Source organism: Streptomyces sp. NBC_00080 (assembly GCF_045041255.1).
GTDB lineage: Bacteria > Actinomycetota > Actinomycetes > Streptomycetales > Streptomycetaceae > Streptomyces > Streptomyces coriariae.
Window position 1 is genome coordinate 2,557,923 of record NZ_CP108235.1, and the last position, 24,383, is coordinate 2,582,305.

Consider the following 24,383-nt stretch of genomic DNA (forward strand, 5'->3'; position numbering starts at 1 on the left):
CGGGCCCCTACGAGTCCCTGTCAGCCCGTCCGGCGGTTGAGGACGAGGCCCGTTCAGGGCCGAAGGGCGGTCTGGGGGCACAGCCCCCGGGGACGGTCACCCCGACACCGGGAGCTAACCCTCCCGACGGTGCCGCCCACCAGCCTCCGACGCCTCCGCGGCAGCGGCCGCGGCCTTCTCCTCCGCCTCCATCTCCGCGAACACATCGATCGGCGCGGGCGCCTTCGCGAGGAAGACCCACGTCAGCCAGACGGCGAGCAGGAACGGCGGGATCTTCAGTGCGATCAGCACCCAGCCCAGCTGCGCGGTGTTGGCCCACCAGTACAGCGGGAACAGGATCGCGCACTTGGCGAGCAGGATCAGCCCCCACGCCCAGCTGGCCTTCGCGTACGCCTTCTTGCGGCCCGGGTTACGGGTCCGCCAGGAGAGGTTCTCCTTGAAGACCGGGCCCAGGATCAGGCCGATCAGCGGCACCCCGCACAGCGTGGTGACGATGTAGGCGAGGGCGAGGCCGAGCGTGTAGAGCATGCCCGGCAGATAGAAGTCCTTGGCGTTGCCGGTCATCATCGCGAAGACGACGCCGAAGGCGACGCCGAAGACCCCGCTGAAGGCGTGCTTGACCGTGTCCTTCATCGCCAGGCGGACCACGACCAGGATCAGCGACACCGCGAGCGCGGCGATCGCGGACATGTGCAGATCCTTGTTGATCGTGAAGATCGTGACGAAGAGCAGGCCGGGCACGACCGTCTCGACCATGCCCCGCACCCCGCCGAACGCCTCGAACAGCGCGGCCTCGGTCACCGCCCGGGCCTCGGCCGCGGTCGTGTCGTCCGCGGTCGTGTCTTCGGTCGGCTTGTCGAGCGACGTCACCGGCTACTCCCTACCCAGGGGTCTCAGTTCGTACTTGGGGTTGAACAGCACCCGGCGGCCCCGGCTCATGGAGACCCGCCCCGATGCGATGAGTCTGCGTCCCGGCTCTATGCCCACTATGGAGCGCCTGCCCAGCCACACCACGTCCAGCGCCGCGGTGCCGTCGAACAGCTCGGCCTCCAGGGCCGGGACTCCGGCGCGTGGCCGCAGAGTGACCGTGCGCAAGGTACCAGTAACCGTGACGATCTGGCGGTCCTGACAGTCTCCGATCCGCGTGCATCCGGCCGTCTCGGCGTCCTCTCGCAGCTCCTCGGACTCCAGGTCCTCCTGCGACGAGGAGAGCCGGTCGAGCATGCGCCGGAACCGGCCCACCGGCTTTTCGGAACGAGGGACAGCACTCATGTCTGAAGGGTACCGGGGCACACCCACCGAGCCGTAGCCGCCGCCCCACCCGTCGCACTAGCGCTCGAACCGGTATCCCATCCCGGGTTCGGTGACGAAGTGCCGGGGATGCGAGGGATCCGCCTCGAGCTTGCGTCTCAGCTGCGCCATGTACACCCGCAGGTAGTTGGTCTCCGTTCCGTACGACGGCCCCCACACCTCCTGGAGCAGCTGCTTCTGGCTGACCAGCCGGCCGGTGTTGCGCACCAGCACCTCCAGCAGATGCCACTCCGTGGGGGTCAGCCGTACGTCCTTCCCGGCCCGGTTGACCTTCTTCGCGGCCAGGTCGACGGTGAACCCGTCGGTCTCCACCAGGACCTCGTCCTCGCCGCCTCCGGCGGGTTCCGCCCGGCGGACCGCGGCTCGCAGCCGGGCCAGCAGCTCGTCCATGCCGAACGGCTTGGTGACGTAGTCGTCGGCGCCCGCGTCCAGCGCCTCGACCTTCTCGTCCGAGGAGTGCCGGGCGGACAGGACCAGGATCGGCACCCTGGTCCAGCCGCGCAGTCCCTTGATCACCTCGACGCCGTCCATGTCCGGCAGCCCCAGGTCGAGGACGATCACGTCCGGGTGGCGGGCGGCGGCGAGCCGCAGGGCGGTGGCGCCGTCGTGGGCCGCGTCGACCTCGTACCTGCGGGCCTTGAGGTTGATCACGAGGGCGCGGACGATCTGCGGCTCGTCGTCGATCACGAGCACTCTCGTGGGGGCCTGGGGCGTCCCCTCGGCCGGGCTCAGCATGAGGCACGCCTTTCGGGTTGTGCGGGTTGCGCGGCCTGCGGCTCGAGGCGCGGCCCCGCCGCGCGGACGGTGAGGACCATGGTGAGGCCGCCGCCGGGGGTGTCCTCGGCGTTGAGGGTGCCGCCCATGGCCTCGGCGAAGCCACGCGCGACCGCGAGACCCAGCCCCACCCCGGCCCCGCGCGGAGCGTCACCGTAGCGCTGGAAGGGGGCGAATATCCGCTCCTTGGCCTCGTCGGGAACGCCCGGCCCGCGGTCCACGACCCGTACCTCGACGCGGTCGGACATCGCGCTCGCCGAGACCAGCACGGGCTCGCCGCCCGGACTGTACTTGACCGCGTTCTCCACGAGGTTGGCGACCGACCGCTCCAGCAGCCCGGCGTCCACGGCGACCATGGGCAGCGACTCCGGGATGTCCAGTTCCACGCTCGCCGCCGGATCGGGCACCCCGCCGAGCGCCATCGGCACCACCTCGTCCAGGTCGATCTCCCGGATGATCGGCGTGACCGTACCGGTCTGGAGGCGGGACATGTCCAGCAGGTTGCCCACCAGGTGGTCGAGGCGGTCCGCACCCTCCTCGATGCCCTCCAGCAGCTCCGCCCGGTCCTCCTCGGACCAGGCCACGTCGTCGGATCTGAGGCTCGACACGGCCGCCTTGATCCCGGCCAGCGGGGTCCGCAGGTCGTGGCTCACGGCGGCCAGCAGGGCCGTGCGGATGCGGTTGCCCTCGGCCAGCGCGCGGGCCTGGTCGGCCTCCTCCTGGAGGCGCCGCCGGTCCAGTACGACGACCGCCTGCGCGGCGAACGCGGCCAGCACCCGCCGGTCCTCCGCGGGCAGCAGCCGGCCGGTGAGCGCCAACGCCAGGTGGTCGCCGACCGGGACCTCCACGTCCGCGTCCTCGGGCCGCTCGACCGGTCGTCCGAACCCGACGTGGCCCGCGCGGGTCCACGGCGCCCTGTCGTCCGCCCGCTCCAGCAGGGCCGCCGACTCCATCCCGAAGGTCTCGCGCACCCGCTCCAGCAGTGCCTCCAGGCTGGTCTCGCCCCGCAGTACGTTGCCCGCCAGGTAGGACAGGATCTCCGACTCGGCCCGCAGCCGGGCCGCCTGGTGCGTACGCCGGGCCGCCAGGTCCACCACCGAGGCCACCGACACCCCCACTCCGACGAAGATCACGATGGCGACGATGTTCTTCGGGTCGGCGACCGTCCATCGGTGCAGGGGCGGTGTGTAGAAGTAGTTCAGCAGCAGCGAGCCCACCGCCGCCGAGGCCAGCGCCGGCAGCAGCCCGCCGAGCAGCGCCGCCGCCACCGTCACGGCCAGGAACAGCAGCATGTCGTTGGCGAGGCCGAGGTGGACGGTGTTCAGCAGCAGCGCCAGCAGCGCCGGGCCCACCACACCGACCAGCCAGCCCCAGATGATCCGGGCCCGCCCTAGCCGGGCTCCCCGGGCCACCGGCAGTCCACGCCCCTTGGCGACCTCGTCGTGGGTGACGATGTGCACGTCGAGGTCGGACCCCGACTCCCGGGCGACCGTCGCCCCGACCCCGGGCCCGAAGACGTACTGCCAGGCCTTGCGCCGCGAGGAGCCGAGCACGATCTGCGTGGCGTTGACCCCGCGGGCGAAGTCGAGCAGCGCGGCCGGGATGTCGTCGCCGACCACGTGGTGGAAGGTGCCGCCCAGGTCCTCCACGAGGGTGCGCTGGACCGCCAGCTCCTTGGGCGAGGCGGAGGTCAGCCCGTCGCTGCGCGCGATGTACACGGCCAGCACCTCGCCGCCGGCGCCCTTCTCCGCCAGCCGCGCCGCCCGCCGGATCAGGGTGCGTCCCTCCGGACCGCCGGTCAGCCCGACCACGATCCGCTCGCGCGAACCCCAGATCGCCGACACCCGGTGCTCGCTGCGGTACTGCTTCAGGTACTCGTCGACCCGGTCGGCCACCCACAGCAGGGCCAGCTCCCGCAGGGCGGTGAGGTTTCCGGGCCGGAAGTAGTTGGACAGGGCGGCGTCGACCTTGTCCGGCTTGTAGATGTTCCCGTGCGCCATCCGCCGCCGCAGGGCCTGCGGTGACATGTCCACCAGCTCGATCTGGTCGGCGCGCCGGACGAACTCGTCGGGCACCGTCTCCTGCTGCCGCACCCCCGTGATCGACTCCACGACGTCGCCGAGGGACTCCAGGTGCTGGATGTTCACGGTCGAGACCACGTCGACGCCGGCGGCGAGCAGTTCCTGCACGTCCTGCCAGCGCTTGGCGTTGCGCGAGCCCGGGACGTTGGTGTGCGCGAGTTCGTCCACCAGGGCGACCCGCGGGGCGCGGGCGAGGACCTCGTCCACGTCCATCTCGGTGAAGACGCCGCCCCGGTACTCCAGTTCCCGGCGCGGCACCTGCTCGAGGCCGTGCAGCATCACCTCGGTGCGCTGGCGCCCGTGGTGCTCGACGAACGCCACCACGCAGTCCGTGCCGCGCTCCACCCGGCGGTGCGCCTCGGAGAGCATCGCGTACGTCTTGCCCACGCCCGGTGCCGCACCGAGGTAGATCCGAAGCTTTCCGCGTGCCATGGCCTCATTGTCTTCCTGTGACTCCTGCGTACGCAGCGTCGACCTTACGGCCAACAGTTCCGACATAAGGGACGAGCTGAAGGGTGAGGGGCGCCTTTGACGCAACCCTGACGCGGCCGGACGACCACCGGCGCCCCTCACCCCTTCATCGGACGAGCCCCCCGAATCGGTTCACGCACACCGGGTCACGCGGGATTGTCCCCGTGGGTGAGCGTCTCCCAGGCGACGAAGAGGTTGTTGCTGCCGGCCGGGCGGTTCCGCAGGGTGAGCGTCCCGGTGTTGGTCATCGCGATGCCCAGACGGTTGTGCAGCGCGTTGTAACCGACCTCGGTGACCGGGCCGAGCGCCTGGTTCAGCGAGCCGCCGCACAGCCAGCTCGGGACGGCCGCGCCGAGCTCGTACTTGGCCTGGAAGCCGAGGGCCTGCCGCAGCCGCTCGCCGACGTCGGTGCCGTACAGGTCCTGCCCCTGGATCCGGCCGGTCTCGGCGACGTGTGAGATCGCGGAGATGCCGTACCCGGTGTGGGTGAGGTCGCGGCAGGTCTCCTGGGTCAGGCCGGTGACGAAGGTGCCCTGTCCCTGCCAGTAGGCGACGATCTTGTCCCGGGTGTTCAGGTTCTGGCTCGGCACGGTCTTCGGCAGCTCTCCGTCGGAGGCCAGGTAGACGTAGGCCGCCGTGCGGGTGCGGAATTTCGCCATGGCCTTGTCGTACGAGGTTCTGTCCTCGAGGAAGACGGAGATGCCGATCGCGGCCTCCGTCATGGACAGCTCCCAGTTCCCGTTGGAGTTGGAGCCGTTGATGACCTCGGGCAGGTAGACGTCCCGCAGCATGGTCGCGAAGCGGCCGGAGTCGGCCCAGCTGCCGGTGTACGTGTACTTGATGATCTCGGCGGCCCTCGGCCAGGACGAGCCGGCCCAGCCGGTCTGGAGGGGCGCGTTGCTGTTCGTGTGGTCCTTGACGACGGCCGACCAGGCGTCCATCAGCTCGATGGCCTTCTTCGCGTACCGCTCGTCCCGCGTGACGTACCAGGCGAGGGCGTCGGTGTACGCCGCGAGGGCGTCCTCCCGCTCGTCCGTGCAGCCGTAGTTCGGGTTGGAGTAGGACCCGCACTCGACCACGGCGCGGGGCTTGGGGGTGCGGCTCAGACTGGCGTACTTACTGGCCAATAGCTGATCGAAGGCGCCCTTCCAGGGCTGGGCCGCGGAGTCGACCTTGCCCCGGACGAAGTCCAGTTGCGCCCGGGAGACGGTGACCCCGGGGTGGGCGAAGGTGGTGGGGGCGGCTTGAGCCGGGGGGACGTTCGGTGACGCGAGAGCGCCCAGGACCAGGGCGGTGACGGTCACAAGGAATGCGGTTCGACGCACAGCAGCTCCGTTCTTGTTCGTGTATGTGAACACAGAGCGCCCTTATGAACTCAGGCGTTGAGCGGAGACCGTAGGTCCAGACCAATGCACCGTCAAGGGTTCACACACGGGAGGAACGCGAGACGCGAGCAAGAGACGCGAACACGGCAAAGGGCCGCACCCCGTGCGGGGTGCGGCCCTTTCAGCCGTTACGGTCCGCCGGCGCGGACTAGCGGACCTCGGTGATCTCCGGTCCGCGCTGGAGCTGACCCATGCCGCCGGAGAAGCGGGAGCCCTCGTCCTGCTGCTGAACGCCCTCGGGGACCATCTGCGCGTCGTTCGGCAGCTTGAGGACGATCGGGTCGCGGGGCGCCATCGGGCCCTCACCGCGGACCACGACGGTGTCCCGGAAGATCTGCTCGAGCAGACCGGCCGCCTGCGGCTGCACCGCGCCCTGGCCCGAGATCACCCCGCGCAGGAACCAGCGGGGACCGTCCACACCGACGAACCGCACGACGTGGAAGCCACCCGTGCCGTCCGGCAGCTGCACCGGCACCTGGGCCCGCAGCTCCCAGCCCAGCGGGCCTTCGACCTCGTCGACGATGCCACCCTGCTGAGTGATGCCGGAGCCGATCTCCTCGCGCACCTCGCCCCAGATGCCCTCGCGCTTGGGAGCGGCGAAGGCCTGGAGCTGGATGGCGCTGTCGCGCAGCACGACGGTCGCCGCGACGATCGCGTCACCGGCGACCTCGACCCGCAACTCCATGCCGTCGACCCCGGGCACGAAGATCCCGCCGAGGTCCACACGGCCCTCGGCCGGGTCGCGCACCTCCGAGTCGTCCCAGGGCCCGTCGGGCCGCGGCTCGGGCTCGAGCCGCACACGCTCGCGCTCGCCTTCTACGTCGTCCGCCTCAGCGTCGACATTGTCGACGACCTGCTCGGCCTCGCCGGCCGCGTCCTCGGCGGCACCCTTCTTCTTGCGACGTCCGAACACGTCACTGTCCTTCCCGGTCGGATACGACCGAAGCGTATCGATTCCCACCCGTCGCGCCGCCCTCGGCGGCCGAGGCGCTTGTACCGCTTTCACCGCCCACGGCGGCATGCCCGCCGGTGGACCCGAAGCCCCCTGCGGCCCGCGCCGATTCGGGAAGCTCCGCCACCTCCTGGAAGCGGACCCTCTCGACCTGCTGGACGACCAGTTGGGCAATCCGGTCGAAGCGCTCGAACCGCACGGACTCGCGCGGGTCGAGATTCACCACGATCACCTTGATCTCCCCACGGTACCCGGCATCAACCGTCCCCGGGGCATTCACGAGGGCTACTCCGCACCGGGCGGCCAGCCCCGAGCGCGGGTGCACGAAGGCCGCGTACCCCTCGGGCAGGGCGATGGACACCCCCGTGGGCAGTACGGCCCGCTCCCCCGGCGCGAGTTCGTGGCTGCGCGTGGTGCGCAGATCGGCCCCGGCGTCACCCGGGTGCTCGTACGTCGGAAGCGGTACGTCAGGGTCGACGCGCCGGATCAGGACGTTCAGGGGGTCGCGGCTCACGGGTTCACCTCGAAGGCGCGGGTGCGCCGGATCTGGTCCGGGTCGCTCATGGCGGCCTGGATCTCCGCCTGACGGCCGTGGCTCACGAAGTGCTCGACCGCGACCTCGATGAAGAGCGCGTCGGCGCGGACGGCGAGCGGCCCGTCGGGGCCGCCGATCCGCCCGGTGGCGCTCGAGTAGATCTTGCGCCGGGCCACCGCCGTGACCTCGGCCTCCAGGTACAGCGTGGTACCGACGGGCACGGGGCGCACGAAGTCGGTCTCCAGCCGTCCGGTCACGGCGATCGTCCGCAGCAGCCAGTTCAGCGAGCCGAGCGTCTCGTCGAGGGCGGTGGCCAGGATTCCGCCGTGCGCGAGGCCGGGCGCACCCTGGTGCGCGGGCTGCACGGTGAACTCGGCGGTGACGGTCACGCCCTCGCCGGCCCGCGCCTCCAGATGCAGCCCGTGGGTCTGCTCGCCGCCACATCCGAAACAGTGTTCGTAGTGGGCACCGAGAAGCTCACCGGGCACGGGAGCGTCGGGGTGCCGAACGGGTTTCACGGCATCGGCCGGAGGCTCAAGAGCTGCGGAAGTACCACTCACAGCCGCAGACCTTACCCGCGCGTCCGCCATATCAGGACACCGTGCCAAGCTTGGCTCCATGCAGCTCTCGACCACCCCGTACGAAGAACGCCTCACCGCCCCACGATCGTGGTGGTTCGTCTCGTTCCTCGTGGGTGTCTCCATGGCCCTGATCCTGCTGCCCTTCGGCACCCTGCCGTTGCTCGGCGGTCTGGTCGGCGGCACCGCGGCCGCCGCGGTCGTGGCCAGCTCCTACGGTTCCCTCCGCATCCGCGTCGTGGGCGACTCGCTGATCGCGGGCGAGGCGAAGATCCCGGTCGCGGCCCTGGGCGAGGCGGAGATCCTGGACGCGGACGGGGCGCGCGCCTGGCGCACGTACAAGGCCGACACCCGGGCCTTCCTGCTGCTGCGCTCCTACATCCCCACGGCCCTGCGGGTTGAGGTCACCGACCCGGACGACCCGACGCCCTACCTCTACCTGTCGACGCGAGAGCCGGAGCGCCTGGCAGAGGCACTGAAGGCGGCGCGGGAGGCGACGGCGTAACCGGAGTCCTCAGCGCCCGTTTTCTCTGGGGTTCCCGGCGTCGTGGGGGTCGTCGGGACCCAGGGGGTTCAAGGGGTGCTGAGAGATCTCACCCATGACCAGGGGATCCGCCGGCCTCTCCAGCGGCGGCAGTTCCGGCAGCGCGTCCCACGGCACCTGCATCTTCCGCAGGTCGGCCCGGACCTTCGCGGCCACCCTCCTGGTGTCCCGCCGGTTCATGACCGCGCCGACGGCGGCGCCCACCATGAAGGGCATCAGGTTCGGCAGGTCACGGACCATGCGCTTCATGATCTGCTGGCGCAGCTCGCGCTTCATCTGACCGCCGAGCGCCGAGTTGATCGAGGACGGCTTCATGACATCGACGCCGCGTTCGCCCGACCACGAGCTCAGGTACGCGGTACTGCGGTCCTTGAGATTGCCCGCCGGCCGCACTCCGTAGACCTCGTGGAGTTCGGCGATCAGTTTCAGCTCGATGGCCGCGACCCCGGTGATCTCCGCGGCGATTTCTGTCGGCATGGCGGGCGGCACGGGAAGCATCGCCGCCGCCCCGATGCCCGCGCCGACGGTGGACGTGGCGTTCGCCGCGCCCGACACGAGCTTGTCCGCGAGCTGCTCGGGCCCGAGGCCGGGGAACTGCCTGCGCAGCGTCTGGAGGTCCCGTACGGGGACCCTAGGGGCAAGGTCGATGATCCGGTCGGCGAGGTGCCCCAGCCCCGCCCTGGCGCGGTTGCCGCCCTTGCGGACGCCTTCCAGGGCCAGGTCCTTCGCCTTGTCCCGGATGACCGCCGCCCGTCGCTTGGCGACGGGGGCGGCGTTCCGCGTCGGCACCGGGAGGTCAGTCCGGTCGGCCGCGGGTTCGAGCGAGGCCGATCCCGCCGGGACCGCTCCCGTACCGGATGAGCCTCGCTCGTCGTCACGCACGCCGTGAGGGCCTTGGGAAGGCCCCTTGTCCGTTCCCCGCAGGGGGAAGCGGCGCTTCCGAGGTGGGGTCGAGCCAGTCACGGCCGACCCCGCCTCAGTCGCAGTCGCGGCAGATCGGCTGGCCGTTCTTCTCCCGGGCCAGCTGGCTGCGGTGGTGCACCAGGAAGCAGCTCATGCAAGTGAACTCGTCCTGCTGCTTCGGCAGCACCCGGACGGCCAGTTCCTCGTTCGAGAGGTCCGCGCCGGGCAGCTCGAGCCCCTCCGCGGCCTCGAATTCGTCGACGTCGACCGCCGAAGCGGACTTGTCGTTCCGCCTGGCCTTCAGCTCTTCGAGACTGTCTGAGTCGACGTCGTCATCGGTCTTGCGTGGGGTGTCGTAATCGGTAGCCATTTCGCCTCTCCCCCTCTGGGTGTCTGCGGTGTCTCCAGCGCACGTAACGCGTGAGAGGCCGGACTTGTGCCCGCCTCGAGGCGGAGATTTTGCCTCACATCAAGGTCTGTTACTCAATCGACACCCAACCGAACTCCTCACGAGTGATCGGCTTGGATGGCGATCGGGACCGTACACGGTCCGAATGCCGCACTTCAAAGGCGTCTCACCGTGTACTTCCCGTGATCAGGACCCCCGAAAACCCGGATTTTCCGGGCTTTACGACGGCATTCATGATCACGGAGAGTAGATGGCCAGAAATTCGCCCTTGTGATCGATCACACACGGGATAGCCAGGTCGGGATCCAGAAAATTCCGCGCAAAGCGAACATCCCCGCGTGTGTCGGCGACATGATCTCAGACGGGGAAGGTGACCCGCATCACGAGCCCACCCCCCTCGCGCGGCTGGGCCGCGATATGGCCGCCGTGCGCCCGGGCGACGGACCGCACGATGGACAGGCCCAACCCGACCCCCTTGTCACTGCCGGTCCGCTCCGTGCGCAGGCGACGGAAGGGCTCGAACAGATTGTCGATCTCATATGCGGGCACGACCGGCCCGGTGTTCGACACGACGAGGACCGCCTGCCCGTGCTGGACCTCGGTGGTCACCTCGACCCAGCCGCCCTCGGACACGTTGTACCGTACGGCGTTCTGCACGAGATTCAGCGCGATCCGCTCCAACAGGACACCGTTGCCCTGGACGACGGCGGGTTTCTGCTCCCCGCGGATCACCACACCCTTGGCCGCCGCCTCCCCGTGCACCTGATCGATGGCCTGCCCGGCGACCTCCGCGAGGTCCACCGGCTTGCGCTCGACGATCTGGTTGTCGCTGCGGGCGAGCAGCAGCAGGCCCTCGACGAGTTGCTCGCTGCGCTCGTTGGTGGCCAGCAGCGTCTTGCCGAGCTGCTGCAGCTCCACCGGCGCGTCCGGATCGGAGAGGTGCACTTCGAGCAGCGTGCGGTTGATCGCCAGCGGAGTCCTCAGCTCGTGCGAGGCGTTGCCCACGAAGCGCTGCTGGGCCGTGAAGGCCCGCTGGAGGCGCTCCAGCATGTCGTCGAAGGTGTCGGCCAGCTCCTTCAGCTCGTCGTCCGGCCCGTCCAGCTCGATACGGCGGGACAGGTCCGAGCCCGCCACCGCGCGTGCGGTGCGGGTGATCCGGCCGAGCGGGGACAGCACCCGGCCGGCCATGGCGTAACCGAAGGCGAAGGCGATCACCGCGAGGCCGAGGAGGGCCAGCAGGGAGCGGCTGAGAAGGTTGTCCAGAGCCGCCTGGCGCTGGTGGTTCATGCACTGGCTGATCGCGTCGTTGAACTCGCTCAGTGTCTGACCGCTCGCGAGCCCGGGACAGTCGGTGCTGGAGACTTTCAGGTCCCCGACGTCGATGATCTTGAACAACGGCTGGTTGCCGGTGTGCAGGGCCTGCGCGGCCAGCAGATAGATGATCGACAGCAACAGGATGCCGGCGATCAGGAACATGCCGCCGTAGAGCAGCGTGAGCCGTATGCGGATGGTCGGGCGCAGCCAAGGGAAGGGGGACTGCGGACTCCTGGGGGCCCAGGTGGGCTTCGGGGGCGCCTGGGGAGGCGCGGGTGTCGATGCCACGGCGGATCAGATCCGGTAGCCGGAACCGGGGACGGTGACGATCACCGGAGGTTCGCCCAGCTTGCGGCGGAGCGTCATGACGGTCACGCGTACGACGTTGGTGAACGGGTCGGTGTTCTCGTCCCAGGCCTTCTCGAGGAGCTGCTCCGCGGAGACCACCGCGCCCTCGCTGCGCATCAGCACCTCCAGGACGGCGAACTCCTTGGGCGCGAGCTGGACCTCCTTGCCGTCGCGGAAGACCTCCCGGCGGTTGGGGTCGAGCTTGATGCCGGCCCGCTCCAGGACGGGCGGCAGCGGCAGGCTGGTGCGCCGGCCGAGGGCACGCACGCGTGCGATCAGCTCGCTGAAGGCGAAGGGCTTGGGGAGATAGTCGTCGGCGCCGATCTCCAGACCCTCGACGCGGTCGCTGACGTCACCGGAGGCCGTGAGCATCAGCACGCGCGTGGGCATGCCGAGTTCGACGATCTTGCGGCAGACGTCGTCGCCGTGGACGAGGGGAAGGTCCCGGTCGAGAACGACCACGTCGTAGTCGTTGACGCCGATGCGCTCCAGGGCGGCCGCACCGTCGTACACGACGTCGACGGCCATGGCCTCCCGGCGCAGTCCGGTGGCCACCGCATCGGCGAGCAGTTGCTCGTCCTCGACGACGAGTACGCGCACGTCGCTTGTCCTTCCTGTGTCCACCCGCGTAGCGCCCAGTGAGCGCACGCGGGCAGGGGATTCGGTGAGTGTGGGCTTCCATCCTGCCCTTTTCGGCCATAAGTCGGCGGTAAGGCGGGTGCGCGGAAGATGAAGGCCGGGTGTGAAGCCCGGGAATGCGAGATTTTCTCGTGAGGTTGAGGTTTCCACGGAAGAGGGCGGGGGGAGGACGGCTTTACACCCCGCGATCACGCTCTGCATGTGCCGCAGCACCATGCGGTACTCCGCGGTCCGTTTGCCGCAGAGCGGGCGTGGGTGTCCGGCACCGTCGCCGCCCGGCAGGGCAGCGCTGGGCACCTATGGCAGACGTGATCGCCCCTTCCCAACCGGCACACCCCCGTGCCACCGACCCACGACCCAGGACGAGGGGGCGCAGCATGGACGCATTCACCGCAGGACTTCTGCACCGCATAAGGACGACCGAGTCCGACCTGACGCGGGCTCGCGACGAGGGCGACGACTTCCTCGCCGAGGTGGAACAGGCCGAGCTCGACGACCTGCGCCGCCTCGCCGCCGAGCACGGTGTCGAGGTCGGCGCGACGAGCGTCTGAGCAGTTCGCAGGTACACGGAGGGGCCCCGGCGAATCCAGCGCCGGGGCCCCTTCGCGCGTGCGCGCGGGAGCGGCTCAGTCGTGCCAGGCGCCGAACTCCTCCAGGAGTCGCTGGAGGGGCTCGAAGACGCCGGGGGTGGCAGCGACCGTCAGGTCGCGTGCGGGGCGCTCTCCGGGCCGCCCACCGGTCAGCGCGCCCGCTTCCCGGGCGATCAGGTCGCCCGCGGCGAGGTCCCAGGGGTGCAGCCCGCGTTCGTAGTAGCCGTCGAGGCGGCCCGCGGCCACGTCGCACAGGTCGACCGCGGCCGAGCCACTGCGCCGGATGTCCCGCAGCAGCGGGATCAGCCGCTGCGCCACGTCGGCCTGGTGGGCGCGGACCTCGGTGACGTAGTTGAAGCCGGTGGAGACCAGGGCCTGCTCGAGGGGCGCCGCGGCACGGCAGGACAGGGCGCGCTCGCCCTCCCGGGCGCCGCTCCCCCACGCCCCGCCGCCGCGCACCGCGTGGTACGTCTCGCCGCGCATCGGGATCTCGACGACCCCGACGACGGTCTCGCCGTCCTGCTCGGCGGCGATGGAGACGGCCCAGGTGGGCAGTCCGTAGAGGTAGTTGACCGTGCCGTCGAGGGGGTCGATCACCCAGCGGATGCCGCTGCTGCCCTCGCTGGAGGCGCCCTCCTCACCGAGGAAGCCGTCGTCGGGCCGGTGTTCGGAGATGAGGCCCGTGATCAGTTTCTCGGCCGCGATGTCCATCTCGGTGACCACGTCGATCGGGCTCGACTTGGTGGCGGCGACCGCGAGGTCGGCCGGGCGGCCGTCCCGCAGCAGCTCGCCGGCCCGGCGGGCGGCCTCCTCGGCGAGCTCGAGCAGTTCGGTGTGCAAGGGGTCGGTCACGCCGCTCCTCACGCGTAGGGGCTGTCGACGCCCGCGGCGGCGGGCTTGGGGGCGCGGGCGGGGCAGCAGCCGACCGGGCACAGGTTGTGGCTCGCGCCGAGCGCCCCCAGGGCGCACGGGGTGACCTCGATGCCGCTCTCCGCCGCGGCGCGCTCCAGGACGAGCTCTCGGATCGCGGCGGCGAAGCGCGGGTCGGCGCCGACGGTGGCCGAGCGGCGCACCGGCAGGCCCAGCTCCGCGGCCTTGGCCGTGGCCTCCGTGTCGAGGTCGTAGAGGACCTCCATGTGGTCGGAGACGAAGCCGATGGGGGCCATCACGACGGCCGGGACGGCGGCCGCGTGCCGCTCCTCCAGGTGGTCGCAGATGTCGGGCTCCAGCCAGGGGATGTGCGGCGCGCCGGAGCGGGACTGGTAGACGAGCTGCCAGGGGTGGTCCACGCCGGTGCGCTCGCGGACGGCGTCGGCGATGAGCCGCGCGGTGTCCAGGTGCTGCTTCACGTACGCGCCGCCGTCACCGTGGTCCTCTACCGGGCCTGAGGTGTCCGCGGAGGCGTTCGGGATGGAGTGGGTCGAGAAGGCGAGGTGCGCGCCGTCCCTGACGTCCTCGGGGAGATCGGCCAGCGACCGCAGCACACCCTCGATCATCGGCTCCAGGAAGCCGGGGTGGTTGAAGTAGTGCCGCAGTTTGTCGACCTTCGGCAGCTCGAGCCCCTCGGCCTCCAGCGCGGCCAGCGCGTCGGCGAGGTTCTCGCGGTACTGGCGGCAGCCGGAGTACGAGGCGTAGGCGCTGGTGGCGAGGACGAGGATGCGGCGACGGCCGTCGGTGACCATCTCGCGCAGGGTGTCCGTGAGGTACGGCGCCCAGTTGCGGTTGCCCCAGTAGATCGGCAGGTCCAGGCCGTGGTCGGCGAAGTCCTTGCGCAGGGCGTCCAGCAGGGCGCGGTTCTGGTCGTTGATGGGGCTGACCCCGCCGAACAGGAAGTAGTGCCGGCCCACTTCCTTGAGGCGTTCCTTGGGGATGCCGCGCCCGCGCGTCACGTTCTCCAGGAACGGAACCACGTCGTCCGGGCCTTCCGGGCCGCCGAAGGAGAGCAGGAGCAGGGCGTCGTAGGGGGTGGCATCGAGCGCGTCTCGCATGAGTCGATCCTGCCACCCCCCTCCGACAGGCGGAAAACGGCGGGGTGCCGGCCGGGCGTCGCCCGTACCCTGATGCGTTAGGGTTGCCTAACTTCGTAAGCTGTATGAGCTGCATTCACGCCTTACCGGTTTCGCCGGGCTCACCGCATGCCTTACCGAGTCCCCGCCGAACCGCCTTCCCTCACGCCGCGCCGAGCCCTCACGCGCGCGTGCCCGGACCCACCGGAGACCCCGTGCCCAGCCCCTACCGCGCTCTGTTCGCCGCCCCCGGCTCCAAGCGTTTCTCCGCCGCGGGGTTCGTCGGCAGGATGCCGCTGTCGATGATGGGCATCGGCGTGGTCACGATGGTCTCCCAGCTCACGGGGCGCTACGGGCTGGCGGGCGCGCTGTCGGCGACCATCGCGCTGGCGGCCGCCGCCTTCGGGCCGCAGATCTCGCGGCTGGTGGATGTGCACGGTCAGCGCCGGGTGCTGCGCCCCGCGACGCTGGTCGCGCTCGCCGCCGCGACCGGGCTGCTGCTGGCCGCGCACTTCGAATGGCCGGACTGGGTGCTGTTCGTGTGCGCCGCAGGGATCGGTTCCGTGCCCAGCCTCGGCGCGATGATCCGGGCCCGCTGGGCGGCCCTGTACCGGGGTACGCCGCAACTGCACACCGCGTACTCCTTCGAGTCCGTGGTGGACGAGGTCTGCTTCATCTTCGGGCCGATCATCTCCATCGGTCTGTCCACGGCCTGGTTCCCGGAGGCGGGGCCTCTGCTGGCGGCCTGCTTCCTCGCCGTCGGCGTCTTCTGGCTGACCGCCCAGCGGGCCACCGAACCCGCGCCGCATCCGCGCGAGCAGCGCGGTGGCGGTTCGGCCCTGCGCTCGCCCGGACTCCAGGTTCTGGTGGCCACCTTCGTGGCGACCGGAACGATCTTCGGGGCGGTCGACGTGGTCACCGTCGCCTTCGCCGACGAGCAGGGCCACAAGGGCGCCGCGAGTGTCGTCCTGGCGCTCTACGCGGCCGGTTCCTGCGTGGCCGGGCTCGTCTTCGGCCTGTTGCACCTCAAGGGGGCACCGGAACGACGCTGGCTGCTGGGCGTGTTCATGATGGGCGTGAGTATGATCCCCCTCCTACTGGTCGGAAACTTGCCGTTTCTGGCCGTGGCGCTGTTCTTTGCGGGTCTGGCCATCGCTCCCACGATGATCACCACGATGTCCCTCATCGAAGAGCACGTACCACGCGCACAACTGACCGAGGGCATGACCTGGATCAGCACCGGGCTCGCGGTCGGCGTCGCGCTCGGCTCCTCCATCGCCGGCTGGGTCATCGACGCGGCGGGCGCACGGGCCGGGTACGGGGTTCCGGCCGTGTCCGGAGCCGTCGCGGTCGCGGTCGGTTTCCTGGGGTACCGCCGGCTGAGCAGGCCGGCGCCGGGTCGGGGAGGCACCGTTGAGCAGGACAGCGAGCGGGAAGAACGGCACGTGGCGTAACTGGGGCGGCAATGTCGCCGCACGCCCCGTGCGGGAGGTCACGCCCGCCTCCGTCGACGAACTGGCCGTGGCCGTGCGCCGGGCCGCCGAGGACGGGCTGACGGTGAAGGCGGTCGGCACCGGCCACTCCTTCACGTCCATCGCGGCGACCGACGGTGTGTTGATCCGCCCGCAACTCTTGACCGGCATCCGCAACATTGATCGCGACAACATGACCGTCACGGTCGAGGCCGGCACCCCGCTCAAGAGACTCAACCTGGCGCTCGCGCGCGAAGGCCTGTCGCTCACCAACATGGGCGACATCATGGAACAGACGGTGTCCGGGGCCACGAGCACCGGCACACACGGCACCGGCCGTGAGTCCGCCTCGATCGCCGCCCAGATCAAGGGCCTGGAACTCGTCACGGCGGACGGCTCGGTCCTCACCTGCTCGGAGAAGGGGACCGAGGAGGAGCGCGCGCTCTTCGCCGCCGCCCGGATCGGCCTGGGCGCCCTCGGCATCGTCACCGCGATCACCTTCGCCGTGGAACCGATCTTCCTGCTCACCGCGCGGGAGGAACCGATGCCCTTCGACAAGGTCCTCGCCGACTTCGACGAACTGTGGGCCGAGAACGAGCACTTCGAGTTCTACTGGTTCCCGCACACCGGCAGCACCAACACCAAGCGCAACAACCGCAGCGCGGGCCCCCGCAAGCCGGTGAGCCAGGTCTCGAGCTGGATCGAGGACGAGTTCCTCTCCAACGGCGTGTTCCAGGTGGCCCAGTGGGTGGGCCAGGCGGTGCCCGCCACGATCCCGACGATCGCGCAGGTGTCCAGCAAGGCCCTGTCCGCACGCACCTACACGGACATCCCCTACAAAGTCTTCACGTCTCCGCGCCGGGTGCGCTTCCTGGAGATGGAGTACGCCGTCCCGCGCGAGGCGGTGACCGAGACACTGCGCGAGCTGAAGGCGATGCTCGACCGCTCGGGCCTGCGGGTCAGCTTCCCCGTCGAGGTGCGCACCGCACCGGCCGACGACATCGCCCTGTCCACCGCCTCCGGCCGCGACAGCGCCTACATCGCCGTCCACATGGTCAAGGGCACGCCCTACCAGGGGTACTTCACCGCCGCCGAACGTATCTTCACCGCCCACGAGGGACGGCCGCACTGGGGCAAGGTGCACACGCGGGACGCGGAGTACTTCGCCGGTGTCTATCCGCGCTTCGGCGAGTTCACGGCGCTGCGGGATCGGCTGGATCCTGATCGCCTGTTCCAGAACGACTACTTGCGGAGGGTTCTGGGGCCGTAGCGGGCTCCGTGGGTGCGGGGGTCGCCGAGTCGTCGGCCCCCGTGCCGTCCTCCGGGGTCGTGGGAGTCGGCGCCGTCCCGGCCGTCGTACCGCCTCCGGCGTCGTCGCCCGAGTCCTCCCCGCTGTCGCTGTCCGGGGCGGAGGTCCCGTCCGAGGAAGGCGACTCCCCGGTCGAGGGGGAGGAGGGCGAGGAGGACGCGGAAGGCGACGGCGAGGTGGTGCCCGAGTCCTCGTCGGAGGAACCGGACGAGGAACCGGACGAGGAACCGCCGCCCGAGACCGCCTCGGTGACGGTCGTGCCCCGGTCGCCGCTGAAGCTGTCGCCCGACACCAGCTCGTACGTCGTGATCCCGGCCATCGCGACCCCGAAGACGAGCGCGGCCGCCACCACCGGCCGCCTGCGGCGTCCGTTCCGGGAGCGGTGGACGGTGCCCTCGGTGAACTCACCCGGCGCGGGCGGTGTGCGAACCCTCGGTTTCGCAGCCACCTGCGGGTCGCGAACCTGCGTGTCGCGGAACTGCTCGCCGGTACGCCTGAAGAAGTGCTGGAAGAGCGATCCGCCACAGGTGGCGACGACACTGACCAGACCCGCGCCGAGGATCGTGCCGTAGACCCCGAAGTACGAGGCGAGTTTCGCGGCCACCACCGCGGCCACGGCGCTGCCGGCGACCTGAGGCACGTTCAGGTCGATCCGTTTCCCTTTCACCTCCTCCCCGGCGGTCGGCTCACCAACGACTTCGGGCCTTTCACGCATACCGGGAGCTTGCCTTCCTTTCCCGCACTTGATCAATCAACTGCACGAGAAGGGGACGTACGGACGAAACCGATAGTTCCTTTTCGGGAGATTGCGTGAACTACGCCACGTCCAAGATCGATAAACGCCCGCGACGGACGGTCAAGTCCCGCCTCTCCACCGAAGTTGGATGGCGCGCCAATCCACGCACGTGGCCCAAATGGAGTACTGTTGCGAGCCCTGGGCCCGGTCTCCCTCCAGGATGTCCGGGGCCTCGCTGGACCGCTTGAGGGGGGCTAGTTGCACAGGGTGACGGTGTTGGTCACTTAGCGTGGCGAATAGGTAACCGTGCCATAACGGCGGCGCAGGGCCTGTGCCCGACACGCCGGGCAACTCGGCAAGGTTGTGGCAGGCTGCACCCGGGCAGGCCACACTCGACTAGCGGAAGCAGCGACGCACGTGACGTCGGCAGGCACCACCCGGGAGGTCCCCATGCCCGAACTGCGTGTCGTGGCCGTCTCGAATGACGGCACACGGCTGGTGCTGAAGGCTGCGGACAGCACGGAGTACACGCTTCCGATCGATGAGCGTCTGCGCGCCGCCGTCCGCGGCGACCGTCCCCGCCTCGGCCAGATCGAGATCGAGGTGGAGAGCCATCTCCGCCCCCGTGACATCCAGGCGCGTATACGCGCCGGTGCCACCGCGGAAGAAGTCGCCCAGATGGCCGGCATTCCCGTCGACCGTGTGCGCCGCTTCGAGGGCCCCGTGCTGGCCGAGCGCGCCTTCATGGCCGAGCGGGCCCGGAAGACTCCGGTCCGTCGGCCCGGCGAGAACGCCGGACCTCAACTCGGCGAGGCCGTCCAGGAACGGCTGCTGCTGCGCGGCGCCGACAAGGACACCGTCCAGTGGGACTCGTGGCGTCGCGACGACGGCACCTGGGAAGTCCTGCTGGTCTACCTGGTCGCGGGCGAGCCGCACTCGGCGAGCTGGACGTACGACCCGCCCCGGCGGCTCGTCCAGGCCGTCGACGACGAGGCGCGTTCGCTGATCGGCGAGTCCGACGACCTGGCCGCTCCCGAGCCCAGTTTTCCGTTCGTCCCGCGCATCGCACGGCTGCCGCGCGACCGTCCGCTGGACCGCGCGCTCGATCGGCCCAGCCTGCCGGCCCAGCCGTCCGAGCCGACCGAGGAAAGCACCGGCGAACGGGAACGCGACTCGCTGACCAGCCTGTTGGAGGCGGTGCCGAGCTTCCGTGGCGACATGGTCGTCCCGGAACGTCCGGTCGAGCCCGCCCCGGAGGAGCCCGACGAGCAGGAGCCCGCCGCCGAGGAACCCCCGGCGCCGGCCGCCTCCGCCGGATCCGCCTACGCGGACGTCCTCATGCCGCGTTCCGTCGGCAGCCACCGCGACCGTCTCGTCGGCGCCACCGACCGTCAGGCCGAGGCGGACGGCGTCCGTCCGGGCCGCCGGGCCGCGGTGCCGAGCTGGGACGAGATCGTGTTCGGCACCCGGCGGAAGAAGCAGGAGTAACCGGCCCTCGGGCAACTCGCCCGAGGCGTCGGCCGGTTCACGGAATCCGGTGGGCACACCTGTACATACGTGGGGGAGGGCCGCACCTGTTCGGTGCGGCCCTCCCCCACGTGTCCGCGCGCCGGGACTACCGGGGGCCGGGCCCCACCGCGACGGGCCGGGCCGGGTCCGAGGACCACTCCGACCAGGAGCCGACGTACAGGGCCGCAGGAATGCCCGCCACCGCCAGGGCCAGCACCTCGTGGGCGCCGGAGACGCCCGAGCCGCAGTAGACGCCGACCTCCGTGCCGTCGGATGCCCCCAGCGCCTTGAAGCGGTCCCTCAGCTCCTCGGCGGACAGGAAGTGGCCGTCCGGACCCACGTTGTCGTTCGTGGGCGCGGAGACGGCACCCGGAATGTGCCCGCCGACCCGGTCGATCGGCTCGACCTCACCCCGGTACCGCTCCCCCGCGCGGGCGTCGAACAGCACTCCGGAGCCGGCGAGAGCGGCGGCCCCGTCGGCGTCGAGGAGTCCCGTGGTGCCCGGCACCGGTTCGAAATCGCCCTCCACGCGCGCGGGGACGTCGTCCGAGAGTTCTCCCTGCCACGATGGCAACCCGCCGTCGAGGACCCGCACGTCCGGGTGACCCGTCCAGCGCAGCAGCCACCACGCGCGGGCCGCCGCCCAGCCCTGCCCGCCGTCGTACACGACCACCGGCCTACCCGCCGAGACACCCGCCCGGCGCATCGCGGAACCGAACAGCGCGATGTCGGGCAGCGGATGCCGGCCGCGGCCGCCCGGGGCGCCCGCGAGCTCCCGGTCCAGGTCGACATAGACCGCGCCGGGCACATGCCCGGCCTCGTACGCGGCCCGCCCGTCGAACGGCGGCTCCCCCGCCGCCTTCGCCACGCTGAGCTGCCAGCGGACGTCGAGGACGACGGGCGGGTTCTCCCCCGCCAGGTCGCCGGCCAGTTCCGATGCGGTGATGATGGCGTTCATGGTCACCATCCTCGCGCACGGGGTGGCCCCATCGCTCATGTCCGGCTACTCTGCTCGGCCGGACAGGCTCGATCACGCGGCGTGCGGGATCGAGCACATACCGTACAGGCGATCGACATACAGCGACAACCGCGCGTAAACCAACGAGAAACCCCCTATCAGGCATCCTCCGAGGGCGGAAGCGACGCGGCCACCGCAAGGGGCTGAGGAGAGAGTGACGATGACCGAGGCAGGTGGGTCGGCCGGCCCGATCGGCGCAGCACACGCCCGGTACGCGCCCGGTACACCCTGCTGGGTGAGTCTGATGGCGCACGGGTTGACCGCGACGCAGGAGTTCTACGGCGAGCTGTTCGGCTGGGAGTTCCAGCCCGGTCCACAGCAGTTGGGCCCCTATGTGCGGGCGCTGCTCGACGGCCGCGAGGTGGCCGGGATCGGTCAGCTGCCCCCGGACCGCCACCTCCCGGTCGCCTGGACGCCCTACTTCGCCTCGGACGACGTGGACACGACTGCCGAAACGGTCCGGCTGTGCGGCGGCACGATCGGGGTCGGCCCGCTGGACGCCTCCGACGCCGGACGGCTGGCCATCGGCTCCGACCCCTCCGGCGCCGTCTTCGGCGTCTGGCAGGCGGCGGCCCACGTCGGCACCACCATCACCGGCGTGCCCGGCACCCCCGCCTGGAACGAGCTGACGACCTACGAGGCCGCGGGCGTCCGCAAGTTCTACGAGACGGTCTTCGGCTACGAGGAGACAGTGGTGTCCGCCGACTTCGACCACATGACCCTGCACGTCGCCGGCCACCCGGTCGCCGGTATCCACGGGGTGGGCGCCGCACTGCCCCGGGACCGGGGCCCGCACTGGACGACGTACTTCGAGGTGGCCGACACGGACGCGGCGCTCGGCCTCGTCGTCGATCTCGGCGGGCAGGTCCTCGAGCCGGCCCAGGACAGCGAGCACGGGCGCGTGGCGGGCGTGGCCGACCCCGAGGGGGCCCGCTTCTCCCTGATCCAGGGACCTCGTCGACGGGCGGTCCCCGAAGCCGCCGGCGGCTAGACCGGCTGCACCGGCAGCACGTCCGGCGACAGGGCCGCCGCCCGTGCCGACGCCGAGGTCATACGGCGGCGGTGGTGGCGCCTGCACAGGACCTCGTAGCCGACCGTGTCCGCCTGGTCGACGTCTCCGACGACGACCTGGGCGCCCTCCACGACCATGACCCCGCCCACGGTGCGGGCGTTGTGCGTGGCGCGGGCGCCGCACCAGCACAGGGCCTCGACCTGGAGGACCTCGACGCGGTCGGCGAGTTCGACCAGCCGCTGGGAGCCGGGGAACAGCTTGGAGCGGAAGTCGGTCGTGATCCCGAAGGCGTAGACGTCGATGTCCAGGTCGTCGACCACGCGCGCGAGCTGGTCGATCTGCTCCTCGGCCAGGAACTGCGCCTCGTCCGCGATCACGTAGTCCGCGCGGCCGCCCTGCGAGAGGTGGTCGACGAGGGAGGCGTAGAGGTCCTGACCGTCCTCGACCTCGACGGCGTCGGTGACCAGGCCCAGGCGGGAGGACAGCTTGCCCTCGCCCGCGCGGTCGTCCCGCGTGAAGATCATGCCCTGGAGACCGCGCGAGGAGCGGTTGTGCTCTATCTGGAGAGCCAGCGTCGACTTCCCGCAGTCCATGGTTCCGGAGAAGAAAACCAGCTCGGGCATGGGGAGTTGAGCGCCTTTCGGTGAAGGTGGAGAAGAAACGGTTCTGGGCGTCAGGAGCGTACTTCGAGCAGCGGGACCAACTGCTCGGCAGGGGTCATCGAGCCGTGGTTGCCGACCATCGCCGACTCCTTGGGCTCCCGTTCGGAGGCGATGATCAGCACGTCGTCCCGGGCGGCCGCGACCACGTCGCCGAGGCGGGCGTACACCCGCTCGTCGACCTGCGGCCCGAACCAGCCCGCGGAGATCGCCTCGTCGCGCGAGGCGATCCAGAACTGCTCGCCGAGCACCTCGCGCCAGCAGGTCAGGACGTCGTTCTCGGCGCCCGGTACGGCGTAGACATGGCGGGCGCGGCCCTCGCCGCCCAGCAGGGCGACCCCGGCGCGCAGCTCCCAGTCCGCGTCGAAGTCGATGCGGTGCTCCTCGTCGAAGGGCACGTCGACCATGCCGTGGTCGGCGGTGACGTAGAGCGCGCTGCGCGGCGGGAGTTGCTCGGCGAGGCGCTGGACGAGCCGGTCGACGTACATGAGCTGACCGCGCCAGGTGTCGGAGGCGACGCCGTAGCGGTGCCCGGCGCCGTCCAGTTCCGCGTAGTACGTGTAGACGAGGGAGCGGTCACCGGCGGCGAGTTGCTCGGCGGCGAAGTCCATGCGCTCCTCGCCGGTCAGCCGCCCGTGAAACGTTCCGCCGCTGAGCGCGACCTTGGTCAGCGGGGTGTTCTGGAAGGTGGGGGACGACACCTGGGCGGCGTGCACACCCGCCTCGTGGGCGAGTTGGAAGACGGTGGGGTACGGCTGCCAGGCGCCCGGGGCCGTCCACGGCTGCCAGCGGAGCTGGTTCATCAGGGCGCCGGTCGCCGGGTTGCGCACGGTGTAGCCGGGCAGGCCGTGCGCGCCCGGGGGAAGGCCGGTGCCGACGGAGGCGAGGGAGGTCGCGGTGGTCGCCGGGTAGCCGGCGGTGAGCGGACGTCCGGTGCCGCCGCGCGAGCTGCCGAGCAGCGCGTGGAGATAGGGCGCCTCGTCGGGGTGGTCCTTGATCTGCTCCCAGCCGAGGCCGTCGATCAGGAAGACGCAGTTGCGGTCGGCCGGGGTCAGCTCCGGGATCGCCGCGGTCGTGCCGGGTACGCCCATCCCCGCGGCCAGCGTGGGCAGCAGGTCGGCGAGGGAGCCGGAACCGTACTCCGGGACGGGCGCGGAGCCGACCGCGAGCGGCTCGGGGAACTCCCAGGGGGCGGAGTCGAAGGGGGTGGGCACGGAGCGCGACATCAGCGGGTTACGTCCGCTGTCGCCTCGGACAGCGACTGCGCGAAGACGAGCGCCTGGCGGACCGTCTCCGGGCCGTCGCCGGCCTCGCTCACGCGCAGGCTGAGGTCGTCCGCCGTGGAGCTGCCGGTGTAGCCGTGGTCGGCGTCGCAGTTGGGGTCACCGCACGCGGCCGGCTCCAGGTCGATACGGGAGACCGCGCCCCAGCCGATGGTCAGCACGATCTCGCGCGGCAGGGTGCCCGGCGTGTACGACTCCGGGTTGGCGACCACCCTGCTGAGGACGACGGACGAGATCCGGCCGAGCTTCACGGACTCCGTGGACGTCGTGGCGTACGGCGTCGGGGAGGTGGTGTCGGCAGCCTGCTCGTCGGTGTGGCTGACGATGAAGCGGTTGCCGGTGAGGACCAGCACGGTCACATGCCGGCGCACCTCGTTCTGGTCGAACGTGGTCTCCTGGTGGACCAGGTACGACCGGATCGGCTCGCCGCCCACAGCGGCCTCCACCGCCTCGGCCACGAGGGCCGGGTAGTAGCCGCTGCGCTCGATCGCCGCGCGCAGCCCCTGGGTCGTCGTACTGGTCTTGGCCATGCCCTCCATCCTACG

Annotated in this window: 25 protein-coding genes; 6 read left to right on the forward strand and 19 right to left on the reverse strand. The window is 70.8% G+C overall.

What is annotated here, in order from left to right:
- Positions 1-114: 114 nt before the first annotated feature.
- From OHU34_RS11140 to OHU34_RS11175, 8 genes are all read right to left on the reverse strand, one after another.
- Positions 115-870, reverse strand: coding sequence for a DUF3159 domain-containing protein (locus OHU34_RS11140; RefSeq protein WP_142266562.1), 756 nt, complete (start codon positions 868-870; stop codon positions 115-117).
- A 3-nt stretch (positions 871-873) separates the two neighbouring features.
- Positions 874-1,272 carry an OB-fold nucleic acid binding domain-containing protein gene (locus tag OHU34_RS11145; protein ID WP_078615454.1) on the reverse strand — a complete coding sequence of 133 codons (399 nt, stop codon included), beginning with the start codon at positions 1,270-1,272 and terminating at the stop codon, positions 874-876.
- A gap of 57 nt (positions 1,273-1,329) precedes the next feature.
- The gene (locus tag OHU34_RS11150) at positions 1,330-2,046 is read right to left on the reverse strand and encodes a response regulator (protein WP_057605715.1); all 717 of its coding nucleotides are present in this window, start codon (positions 2,044-2,046) and stop codon (positions 1,330-1,332) included.
- Entirely contained in the window at positions 2,040-4,598 is a 2,559-nt protein-coding gene (locus OHU34_RS11155) for an ATP-binding protein (protein WP_142266561.1), read from the reverse strand. Before OHU34_RS11155 ends, OHU34_RS11150 begins: the two co-directional genes overlap by 7 nt.
- A 185-nt stretch (positions 4,599-4,783) precedes the next feature.
- Complete coding sequence (locus tag OHU34_RS11160; RefSeq protein WP_372481693.1) at positions 4,784-5,962, reverse strand: alginate lyase family protein; 1,179 nt, start codon at positions 5,960-5,962, stop codon at positions 4,784-4,786.
- A gap of 208 nt (positions 5,963-6,170) precedes the next feature.
- Positions 6,171-6,935, reverse strand: coding sequence for a DUF3710 domain-containing protein (locus OHU34_RS11165; protein ID WP_054243625.1), 765 nt, complete (start codon positions 6,933-6,935; stop codon positions 6,171-6,173).
- Position 6,936: 1 nt separating this feature from the next.
- On the reverse strand, positions 6,937-7,488 hold the full coding sequence (gene dut / locus OHU34_RS11170; protein WP_054243626.1) for a dUTP diphosphatase: 552 nt from the start codon (positions 7,486-7,488) through the stop codon (positions 6,937-6,939).
- Positions 7,485-8,069, reverse strand: coding sequence for a PaaI family thioesterase (locus OHU34_RS11175; protein ID WP_142266560.1), 585 nt, complete (start codon positions 8,067-8,069; stop codon positions 7,485-7,487). The genes dut and OHU34_RS11175 overlap by 4 nt, the downstream gene beginning before the upstream one ends.
- Before the next feature lie 58 nt (positions 8,070-8,127).
- On the opposite strand from OHU34_RS11175, the gene OHU34_RS11180 reads away from it, so the two are divergent.
- Entirely contained in the window at positions 8,128-8,592 is a 465-nt protein-coding gene (locus tag OHU34_RS11180) for a DUF3093 domain-containing protein (RefSeq protein ID WP_142266559.1), read from the forward strand.
- A 9-nt stretch (positions 8,593-8,601) separates the two neighbouring features.
- On the opposite strand, the gene OHU34_RS11185 is transcribed toward OHU34_RS11180, so the two are convergent.
- The 4 genes from OHU34_RS11185 to OHU34_RS11200 all read right to left on the reverse strand — a co-directional run bounded on the left by OHU34_RS11185 (position 8,602) and on the right by OHU34_RS11200 (position 12,205).
- Positions 8,602-9,594: a hypothetical protein gene (locus tag OHU34_RS11185; RefSeq protein ID WP_142266558.1), complete on the reverse strand. Its 993-nt coding sequence runs from the start codon at positions 9,592-9,594 to the stop codon at positions 8,602-8,604.
- Positions 9,595-9,607: 13 nt separating this feature from the next.
- Complete coding sequence (locus OHU34_RS11190) at positions 9,608-9,904, reverse strand: DUF4193 domain-containing protein (protein ID WP_003993510.1); 297 nt, start codon at positions 9,902-9,904, stop codon at positions 9,608-9,610.
- A 396-nt stretch (positions 9,905-10,300) separates the two neighbouring features.
- Positions 10,301-11,545: a HAMP domain-containing sensor histidine kinase gene (locus OHU34_RS11195; protein WP_142266557.1), complete on the reverse strand. Its 1,245-nt coding sequence runs from the start codon at positions 11,543-11,545 to the stop codon at positions 10,301-10,303.
- A 6-nt stretch (positions 11,546-11,551) separates the two neighbouring features.
- On the reverse strand, positions 11,552-12,205 hold the full coding sequence (locus OHU34_RS11200) for a response regulator transcription factor (protein WP_020125132.1): 654 nt from the start codon (positions 12,203-12,205) through the stop codon (positions 11,552-11,554).
- Positions 12,206-12,621: 416 nt separating this feature from the next.
- Here OHU34_RS11200 and OHU34_RS11205 point away from each other — a divergent pair, with 416 nt between their 5' ends.
- The gene (locus OHU34_RS11205) at positions 12,622-12,795 is read left to right on the forward strand and encodes a hypothetical protein (protein WP_020125131.1); all 174 of its coding nucleotides are present in this window, start codon (positions 12,622-12,624) and stop codon (positions 12,793-12,795) included.
- Positions 12,796-12,870: 75 nt separating this feature from the next.
- Here the strand turns inward: OHU34_RS11205 and OHU34_RS11210 are convergent, their stop codons facing one another.
- Together OHU34_RS11210 and OHU34_RS11215 are read right to left on the reverse strand one after the other, a co-directional pair.
- The gene (locus OHU34_RS11210; protein WP_142266556.1) at positions 12,871-13,686 is read right to left on the reverse strand and encodes an inositol monophosphatase family protein; all 816 of its coding nucleotides are present in this window, start codon (positions 13,684-13,686) and stop codon (positions 12,871-12,873) included.
- Positions 13,687-13,694: 8 nt separating this feature from the next.
- Positions 13,695-14,822, reverse strand: coding sequence for a ferrochelatase (locus OHU34_RS11215; RefSeq protein WP_142266555.1), 1,128 nt, complete (start codon positions 14,820-14,822; stop codon positions 13,695-13,697).
- A 233-nt stretch (positions 14,823-15,055) separates the two neighbouring features.
- Here OHU34_RS11215 and OHU34_RS11220 point away from each other — a divergent pair, with 233 nt between their 5' ends.
- Positions 15,056-16,294, forward strand: coding sequence for an MFS transporter (locus tag OHU34_RS11220; RefSeq protein WP_142266554.1), 1,239 nt, complete (start codon positions 15,056-15,058; stop codon positions 16,292-16,294).
- Positions 16,254-17,582: a D-arabinono-1,4-lactone oxidase gene (locus tag OHU34_RS11225; protein WP_142266553.1), complete on the forward strand. Its 1,329-nt coding sequence runs from the start codon at positions 16,254-16,256 to the stop codon at positions 17,580-17,582. Before OHU34_RS11220 ends, OHU34_RS11225 begins: the two co-directional genes overlap by 41 nt.
- Here the strand turns inward: OHU34_RS11225 and OHU34_RS11230 are convergent.
- Positions 17,506-18,336 carry a hypothetical protein gene (locus OHU34_RS11230; protein ID WP_142266552.1) on the reverse strand — a complete coding sequence of 277 codons (831 nt, stop codon included), beginning with the start codon at positions 18,334-18,336 and terminating at the stop codon, positions 17,506-17,508. The genes OHU34_RS11225 and OHU34_RS11230 overlap by 77 nt on opposite strands.
- 471 nt (positions 18,337-18,807) lie before the next feature.
- Here OHU34_RS11230 and sepH point away from each other — a divergent pair, with 471 nt between their 5' ends.
- The gene (gene sepH, locus OHU34_RS11235) at positions 18,808-19,845 is read left to right on the forward strand and encodes a septation protein SepH (protein WP_142266551.1); all 1,038 of its coding nucleotides are present in this window, start codon (positions 18,808-18,810) and stop codon (positions 19,843-19,845) included.
- A 127-nt stretch (positions 19,846-19,972) separates the two neighbouring features.
- Here sepH and OHU34_RS11240 read toward each other — a convergent pair whose 3' ends face one another.
- Positions 19,973-20,824 carry a sulfurtransferase gene (locus OHU34_RS11240; protein ID WP_142266550.1) on the reverse strand — a complete coding sequence of 284 codons (852 nt, stop codon included), beginning with the start codon at positions 20,822-20,824 and terminating at the stop codon, positions 19,973-19,975.
- 220 nt (positions 20,825-21,044) lie between these two features.
- Between OHU34_RS11240 and OHU34_RS11245 the strand changes: the two genes are divergently transcribed.
- Positions 21,045-21,875, forward strand: a complete 831-nt coding sequence (locus OHU34_RS11245) for a VOC family protein (protein ID WP_142266549.1) — start codon at positions 21,045-21,047, stop codon at positions 21,873-21,875.
- Here OHU34_RS11245 and OHU34_RS11250 read toward each other — a convergent pair.
- Genes OHU34_RS11250 through OHU34_RS11260 form a run of 3 tightly spaced genes read right to left on the reverse strand, consistent with a single transcriptional unit; the run spans position 21,872 to position 24,377 of the window.
- Positions 21,872-22,519 carry a thymidine kinase gene (locus tag OHU34_RS11250; RefSeq protein ID WP_020125121.1) on the reverse strand — a complete coding sequence of 216 codons (648 nt, stop codon included), beginning with the start codon at positions 22,517-22,519 and terminating at the stop codon, positions 21,872-21,874. The genes OHU34_RS11245 and OHU34_RS11250 overlap by 4 nt on opposite strands.
- 50 nt (positions 22,520-22,569) lie before the next feature.
- On the reverse strand, positions 22,570-23,781 hold the full coding sequence (locus tag OHU34_RS11255; RefSeq protein WP_405766136.1) for an alkaline phosphatase family protein: 1,212 nt from the start codon (positions 23,779-23,781) through the stop codon (positions 22,570-22,572).
- Positions 23,781-24,377 (reverse strand): DUF5998 family protein, encoded by a 597-nt coding sequence (locus OHU34_RS11260; protein ID WP_054243638.1) that lies wholly within the window; start codon positions 24,375-24,377, stop codon positions 23,781-23,783. Before OHU34_RS11260 ends, OHU34_RS11255 begins: the two co-directional genes overlap by 1 nt.
- Positions 24,378-24,383 lie beyond the last annotated feature (6 nt).